The organism is Mesorhizobium sp. M4A.F.Ca.ET.050.02.1.1 (genome assembly GCF_003997725.1).
In the GTDB taxonomy this organism is placed as follows: domain Bacteria; phylum Pseudomonadota; class Alphaproteobacteria; order Rhizobiales; family Rhizobiaceae; genus Mesorhizobium.
The window spans coordinates 1-6669 of record NZ_RZSG01000304.1; the positions used below are offsets into that span (position 1 = coordinate 1).

Genomic DNA, 6669 nt, shown 5'->3' on the forward strand with positions numbered 1-6669 from the left:
GAGTTAAGTCTGCTCACGGCCGCCACCGCCGCCGTGAGGGTGAGCGGACCCGCCCCCACGAGCTTTCGACTGTTCCGGTCGATTGGCTCGCGCGGCCGGACTTTGGATTTCCGTAGGCGCAACCCGCAGTCCAGCGTGAGCACGCCAAAATGGCGCCCCTCCGCTTCGTCCAAAGAAGCCAACGTGGCTTCTGAGGTCGTCTTAGAATATTGGACCGGCCGCCGTGAGCGATCGCAACCTCAAACCTTTGCCGGTATGCCGGTTTGGCCGGACCGTCGGCCAGTCGGAGCAGTCCCCTGATAAGGACCCGAGCTGACGCGCGGTCCAACAGCGCCCGAGCCTATGCTTTGTGCATTACCGTTCGGTTGGCCATGTCGTCCAAGACCGCATGAAGAAGGCTTCCAACCTCCTGCGCAGCGAGCTCTGGCGCAATTCCTACATCGGACAATTGAATGAGCATTTTCTTGGCAGCACAGCGCCAGAACGCACTCGCCGCCTCGCCGTTCTTGGTCTCGAGGGCCTGGGCGATACTTTCGACCAATATACGTCGCCGATGCAGCGGAAATACGCAAATGTTTGATTCATGCATCAATCACCTCACAGATTCAGTTCCACAAAGAAAAACACCGGCGTCTTCAAAAGAGCCCCGCTAGCGCGGTGACGGTTCGCGGCGACATGACGAGTTCCACTTCCCCATCGACAAGCTATTGGGAGATGAGCCGCCGGACCGCATATCCGGGACCGCACATAAGGTGAACCACCATTGCTCATCCGGCTGCATTTTCCTGGGCCGTTCGACGAGGCGTTCCAGCCGAATTGACGTCCAATGACTTGATCTCTGAAAGGGCAGGGCGGTACGAATCACCCGATTGTTCCGCTGCTTACATTCCTGCGAGCTTGTGTATGAACGATTAAAGCGTGCCCGAGCCGTTCTTGGTGGCCGCCGCAGAAGGGAATCATGTCATCCGCTGCCTATCGTAGGCGGCGCGACTTCTAGCATGACTGCACTGCCCCGACAGGGCTTTGCAATCGCGCGTTTCGAAGCCTATGCTTTGGCATCGGCCGGCATTTACTTCGGTGCAGCCGACAGTAAGACGTACGCGCTCTTGCCCCGTTGGAAGAGAGCCTTGCCCGATCCCTCTTTCGCGACCAGGTGCTGAAGCCCTCACCCCGCAGGACTTCGCGCTTTTGCGACCATCGCTGCATCACGTCGAACCGGGCATCAAGGACCAGTTGGAGGTCGCGCATCAGCCGATCAAGAACGTATATTTTCCCGAGAGGGGCATCGCGTCGGTGGTCGCCACCATGACCGGCGGGCGGCAAGGTGAAGTCGGCATTGTCGGCTATGACGGGATGAAAGGAATTGCCGTCATTCTCGGAAAGGAAAGCACTACCTGGCGCCTGCCGGTTGAAAACCTTCGCCCTGCGATTAGCCCGTCGCTTCGCACCTCAGTGCTGGATTATGCCCACGCGTTCCTCGTCCAATCATGCCGGACGGCACTGGTCAATGGCCACTCCAAGATCGAAGAACGGCTGGCCCGCTGGCAGCTGATGGTCCACGACCGTGCGGAAGGAGATAAGATCCTCCCGACGCATGAATTTCTGGCGACCATGCTCGCGCCCACCGCCCGGGGTCACCACGGCCCTGCAAATGCTTGAGTATCGAGGACTGGTGCACGCCAAGCGCGGCGAGATCACGATCATCGACCGTGCCGGATTGATAAAGCTCACACATGGCGCTTATGACAAGGAGGAGCAGCGTTATTTCGGCCTGGCCGCTGCCTGAAGCATGTCGGTTGAAACGGGTTCAGCCGACGTCTCCTTGCCCCTCACCAGGTCGCCCAAAAGCATCAGCGGTTTTGAACGAATCGCAGCTATTGTCCGCAATCGGACATAGGCTTGAAGGCGGTCGAATTCGTGCCATAAGTCGGGTTGGTCAGGGTTCAGGGAGGAATTCGTCATGACCAATTCGTTTCACACCGTCACCGTCGAAAAAGCCGCAGAAGCCTATGTCCTTTCCAGGGGAAGGGTCCGCTTTCTCTCCATGGCGCAGGCGATCCGCGCCATCCGAACACTAATGCCGGCATGCAAGGCCACCGACCGCGAGTTGGAGGAACTGTTGGCGGCCGCTTCCTTCGTTCATGGCGTGCCCGTCGCCTTCGACACAAAAACAGCCGATGGTGTAGAACCACGGCTGCATTCCTAAGAGGGCATGCCGCGCCATGCAGACTGTCAGAGGGCATTCGTCAGATGGTAGTCCGCTAACTTAACTGCAGAGTCTAAAGGACGTGTTCCAGCATTGCGAACTCACCGATCGCTTTGTTGCCAAAGCTGCCAGCAAGCGATCGCCTCATCCAGCCGTTTGCACCATCTCATCACAGACATCATCGCGATGCTACCTGTCCAGCATATGTCCAGCATTTCGCAAGGCGGCCAGAAGGAGCCTCGCATAGCCTGTGACATCGATCTGGGCCTGCATCGAAAGGGGCATGCTGGTCCAGTTCTCCAACGGTGCAATGAAAGGTGAGAAGGTGCCATTGACTAGGCAACAACAGCTAACAAGGCCCTCTCGGTCCAATGCCACCACACCGATCTTGTCGCCTGGATATCCAATGGCTGCGACTCGCTGGACCTCCAGGTCACCGTCCACCCGCACGTCAAAAAGAAGGCTACCACGGCTCCTCGTGGCTATCTCAGCCGCCTTCTCATCAAAGCTTGAAGAGAGCAAGCGGACGCTTTCCACCGCCATCTGGAAAATCACCAAATCCAGTTCATTCACGGCCATATGGGCATTTCCGCGCAACGGGTGGTGATTGCAATGACACATACTGCTTGTTCACAGATGTCGGTCACGAACGATCATTCGTCGGGTTCCGGTTCCGACCAACGGTGTCGCCACCTGATCGTGCTGCGGTTCGAACCTTCCGAACGCGAGCCGAGCGCGCTATGAGGTTGGAGTCTAGGTCTCGGACCCTGCCTCGCGGCCTTCTCATCTTTGGCAGACCCGTTGCAACGCCGCCGCGATGGCGCAAACGCCAGATGACGCTGATCCATCGCTTGATCGTGAACTGAGCTTCTGAACACCATTGGGACAGCAGGGTGGAAGGGCTTGACCAACGCTGCCCCCGTTTTCCAAGAGGACCCGTCCTCGATTGAATCTTTCGAGCCCCGTGCGGCGCGCAGCCAAATGATGACGATCTGGACTCAGCTCGCAGACCGCAAGGCAAAGAGGGAACCTTCCAGGCAGCCAAGCTGCTCGACGCAAAGAGCGGCCTTTGGAGTTCCCAAGAATCGACCCTTCCATAGTTGCGACAGGCAACCACTGCACGAGTGTGGGAGAGCGAATCGCAAGCATTGCGTGAGGTCCTGCGCGTTTTCCCCTCTTTGCTATTTGGCACATCGTTTGCGCCGAAGTGGGCGCAGCGTTCGACCGGAGCACTGCATGGGAGAGGGAGGAGCCCCACCCCGATCCGGTCAAGGAGAGAGACGGTGTTGGTTCCAAGAGTTCCCCGCGCGATCGCAGCGCCCCGCAAGCGCCATTTTGCCCGGACCTACGTGCAGGTACTTGCCGCCATAATCCTGGGTGCCGCAATCGGCTATTTCCATTTGGAGACCGGCCACAGCCTGAAGCCGCTCGGCGATGCCTTCGTCGATGTCGTCAAGATAATCACCGTACCTGTCATCTTCCTGACAATGGCGACCGGCATTGCCGGCATGAGCGATCTGCAGAAGGTCGGCCGAGTTGCCGCCAAGGCGATGGTCTATTTTCTCACCTTTTCGACGCTCGCTTTTGTTGTCGGGCTGATTGTCGCGAATATCGTTCAGCCTGGCGCCGGCCTCAACATCGATCCGGCCTCGCTCGATGTCCAAGCCGTTAAGGGCTATGTGGCCACGGCTCACGAGCAGTCCGTGACCAGCTTCCTGATGAACATCATCCCGTCAACGATTGCCAATGCCTTCGCGGAAGGCGACATCCTGCAAGTCTTGTTCCTCTCGGTCCTGTTCGGCGCGGTCTGCCGCTACAACGGCCGCTCGCTCTTCTCTCTCGTCCGATACATCAAGGACGAGCTGCTGCTCGCAATGTCCTCCTCAGAGGCCGCGCTGGCCTCGCTCATGGAGAAGATGGAAAGGGCCGGCGCCACGCATTCGGTCGTGGGTCTCATTCCATTCAATCTGGACGGCACGAATATGATGCTCGCCGCCCTTTTCATCGCCCAAGCGACGAAAACTGATCTCCCGATCGGCTGCCGGATCCTCATGCTGTTTGTCGCATTGTTCCCTTCGAACGGAACAACCCGCATTACCGGTGCAGGCCTCGTCACAATGGCTGCAACGCTCTTTCTTGTTCCGGCCGCACCGGTCACCTCCGTGGGGCTTATTCTTGGCGTCGATCAGCTTATGTCCGAATGCCACGCGCTGACGGTTTTTCTCCGCAGCGTAGCGGCAACGCTGGCTGTCACCCGGTCCGGGGCGAGCGGGATAAACGACGATTCGGGGAGCGCCTCACTAGCGGACCGTTCAGCGCTCCGGCGGTGGACGGTCAAGTCGCCCGGCGTGGTGAACACAATTCCCCGTGCGAACGACGCTCAGCTATTGGGGTGGACCCGATGGCGCAAAGCCGTATTTGAGAAACCGCCAGATCGCACCGGCACCTGTGCGCCTGTAGCAACTGCGGGGCACGATCAAAACTGACCCATTTTACACCAAAAAGGCGGCCGTTGCTGCCACGCCGTCCATGGATTGGAGACTCATGTCTAAGCCGACTGCCATCACTGTCGCAGCTCTTCTTTTACTCCTCGCCTTGCTGGCGAGCCAATATAGCGCGAACCTGCACCGGCAGGCGTGGTCGACCGACAGGCAAAAGTGGAGCGGCGCATTCGACAACGATCTCCTTCGCCAATCGCCGGCAACCCGCAAGGCGATGCCGTTCTGGTCATATTCAATGACTACCACAACTGTCCGCATTGCAGACTGGCTGATATCAACTACCAAAAAGCCTTCAAGCATGAACCCAATCTGAAGCTTGTGATCAAACAGTTCCCGGTCCTGGGACCGGATTCCCAATTCCCAGCCTTCGCCGCACTCGCCTCGAGAAAACAGGGAAAGTTCGACGAATTCCACCGCGCCCTTATGATTTCCCCCAGTTGAAGGGTCACTCTCAAGATCGCAGCGCGTGTAGGCCTTGACGTTGAGCAGCTCAAGCGGGAATGCAAGATCCGGCCATCGCAGATGAAATGCGCGGTCCGCGCACTCGCGAAAGGTCTGCACTTAGACGGTACGCCCGCGTTGGTGGTCGGCGATATAGTGGTCGCCGACCTTGTGGACATGGCCAGCTTGCAACGCTTGCATCGCCGATGCGCGCTCAAAGCGTGCTGGCTCTCGTGCGGGGCAGCATCTGTAGACCGGCCACGCTGTTGTTGCCGGAGCGTGCCGTTTGTGGCAGCTGGCTTTGCTGTCGCTCCTCGTAATCTTGTTGCGGTCATCCAGCTGCCGTGGGCGCCAACAACAATCCTGAGCGCCCGCGCCTGAAGTCGCTGGCCGGGTGCTCGTGAACCGAGCCCGCTTTTCTTCGGCAAGCTCAGGCGGTCTTGGCCCTGCGGCATCGCCCCCTGGCGCGGGGCAGCCTTCGGCTGCTGACGGTCGCCGGCCTGTCGGCCGGCGTCTTTCTATTGTGGCCTTCCCCCTGGCGCAGGGTGGGCAGCACTCCCTTCTAGGCCCGCCGCGGCGTCCCGCAACCCTTCGCTTGTCGCTTTCGGGTCCTCCACTCCGTTCCGGTCCTGCTGATGCAGTCCGCCTCCGACGGCGGGCCTTTCCGGTCGCTTTTGCCGCCCACCCCGCTTCCGGGGAGGGCGCGCGATTGTAGAGCGGAGGACATCACGATGCGTGCAAACAACAAACGTTGCGGCAGCCGACAGGCTGGCGCAGACAGTGGCGGGCGCACCGGCGCCAGCCTTTATCAGGAAATCACCGACCGCATCATTGCCGAACTGGAGCGCGGCACCGTGCCATGGGTCAAGCCGTGGGGCAGGGCAAGGACAGGCCTCGGCCTGCCGCGGAATGCGGCCACCCAGCGCCGATATTCCGGCATCAATATCCTGATCCTGTGGGGCGCGGTCATCGAGCGCGGTTTCCCCAGCCAGAACTGGCTCACCTTCCGGCAGGCGCTTTCGCTTGGCGGCAATGTCAGGAAGGGCGAGCACGGCACCACCATCGTTCACGCTGACCGCTTTGTTCCCAAGAACGAAAAGCAACGCGCCGACACCGATGGCGACGAACCGCAGGCGGTGCCCTTCCTGAAGCGCTTCACCGTCTTCGATGTCGCGCAGTGCGATAATCTGCCCGAACATCTTTACGCCGCCGGCGAGCCTCTGCCTGAGCGCGAGATGGTCCCGCAGGCCGAGGCGCTCATTCATGCAACCGGCGCTGATTTTCGCATCGGCGGCGAGCGCGCCTTCTACATGCCCGGCAGCGACACCATACAGGTGCCGCCGCAGCCGGCTTTCTTCCACCAGATCGACTATTACCGGACCTGCTTTCACGAATTAGGTTTCATCGCAAGTGTCCTTCCTACTTCGGCACCTGCAGCAGGGAGGTCATGACCATGGCTTCCCTGAACCGAGCTGATGTTTACGCCCGCATCACTGATGAGATTATCGCCGCCATCGAAGC

6 protein-coding genes and 1 pseudogene are annotated in these 6669 nt (G+C 59.7%); 4 read left to right on the top strand and 3 right to left on the bottom strand.

Going from position 1 to position 6669, the window contains the following annotated elements:
- Positions 1 to 340: 340 nt before the first annotated feature.
- On the bottom strand, positions 341 to 589 hold the full coding sequence (locus EOA33_RS40610) for a DUF6074 family protein (protein ID WP_063169245.1): 249 nt from the start codon (positions 587 to 589) through the stop codon (positions 341 to 343).
- A 599-nt stretch (positions 590 to 1188) separates the two neighbouring features.
- On the opposite strand from EOA33_RS40610, the gene EOA33_RS19555 reads away from it, so the two are divergent.
- Together EOA33_RS19555 and EOA33_RS19560 are read left to right on the top strand one after the other, a co-directional pair.
- On the top strand, positions 1189 to 1659 hold the full coding sequence (locus tag EOA33_RS19555) for a hypothetical protein (RefSeq protein WP_245454734.1): 471 nt from the start codon (positions 1189 to 1191) through the stop codon (positions 1657 to 1659).
- Between the two features lie 301 nt (positions 1660 to 1960).
- Positions 1961 to 2206 (top strand): hypothetical protein, encoded by a 246-nt coding sequence (locus EOA33_RS19560; RefSeq protein ID WP_063169243.1) that lies wholly within the window; start codon positions 1961 to 1963, stop codon positions 2204 to 2206.
- 189 nt (positions 2207 to 2395) lie between these two features.
- On the opposite strand, the gene EOA33_RS19565 is transcribed toward EOA33_RS19560, so the two are convergent.
- Positions 2396 to 2785 carry a hypothetical protein gene (locus tag EOA33_RS19565; RefSeq protein ID WP_024505560.1) on the bottom strand — a complete coding sequence of 130 codons (390 nt, stop codon included), beginning with the start codon at positions 2783 to 2785 and terminating at the stop codon, positions 2396 to 2398.
- A gap of 707 nt (positions 2786 to 3492) precedes the next feature.
- On the opposite strand from EOA33_RS19565, the gene EOA33_RS19570 reads away from it, so the two are divergent.
- The gene (locus tag EOA33_RS19570) at positions 3493 to 4692 is read left to right on the top strand and encodes a cation:dicarboxylase symporter family transporter (RefSeq protein WP_306462679.1); all 1200 of its coding nucleotides are present in this window, start codon (positions 3493 to 3495) and stop codon (positions 4690 to 4692) included.
- Positions 4693 to 4698: 6 nt separating this feature from the next.
- Here EOA33_RS19570 and EOA33_RS40615 read toward each other — a convergent pair whose 3' ends face one another.
- The gene (locus tag EOA33_RS40615) at positions 4699 to 5268 is read right to left on the bottom strand and encodes a hypothetical protein (RefSeq protein ID WP_245454735.1); all 570 of its coding nucleotides are present in this window, start codon (positions 5266 to 5268) and stop codon (positions 4699 to 4701) included.
- A 611-nt stretch (positions 5269 to 5879) separates the two neighbouring features.
- Between EOA33_RS40615 and EOA33_RS19580 the strand changes: the two are divergent.
- A pseudogene (locus tag EOA33_RS19580) lies at positions 5880 to 6548 on the top strand (ArdC-like ssDNA-binding domain-containing protein); the annotation flags it as partial.
- Positions 6549 to 6669 lie beyond the last annotated feature (121 nt).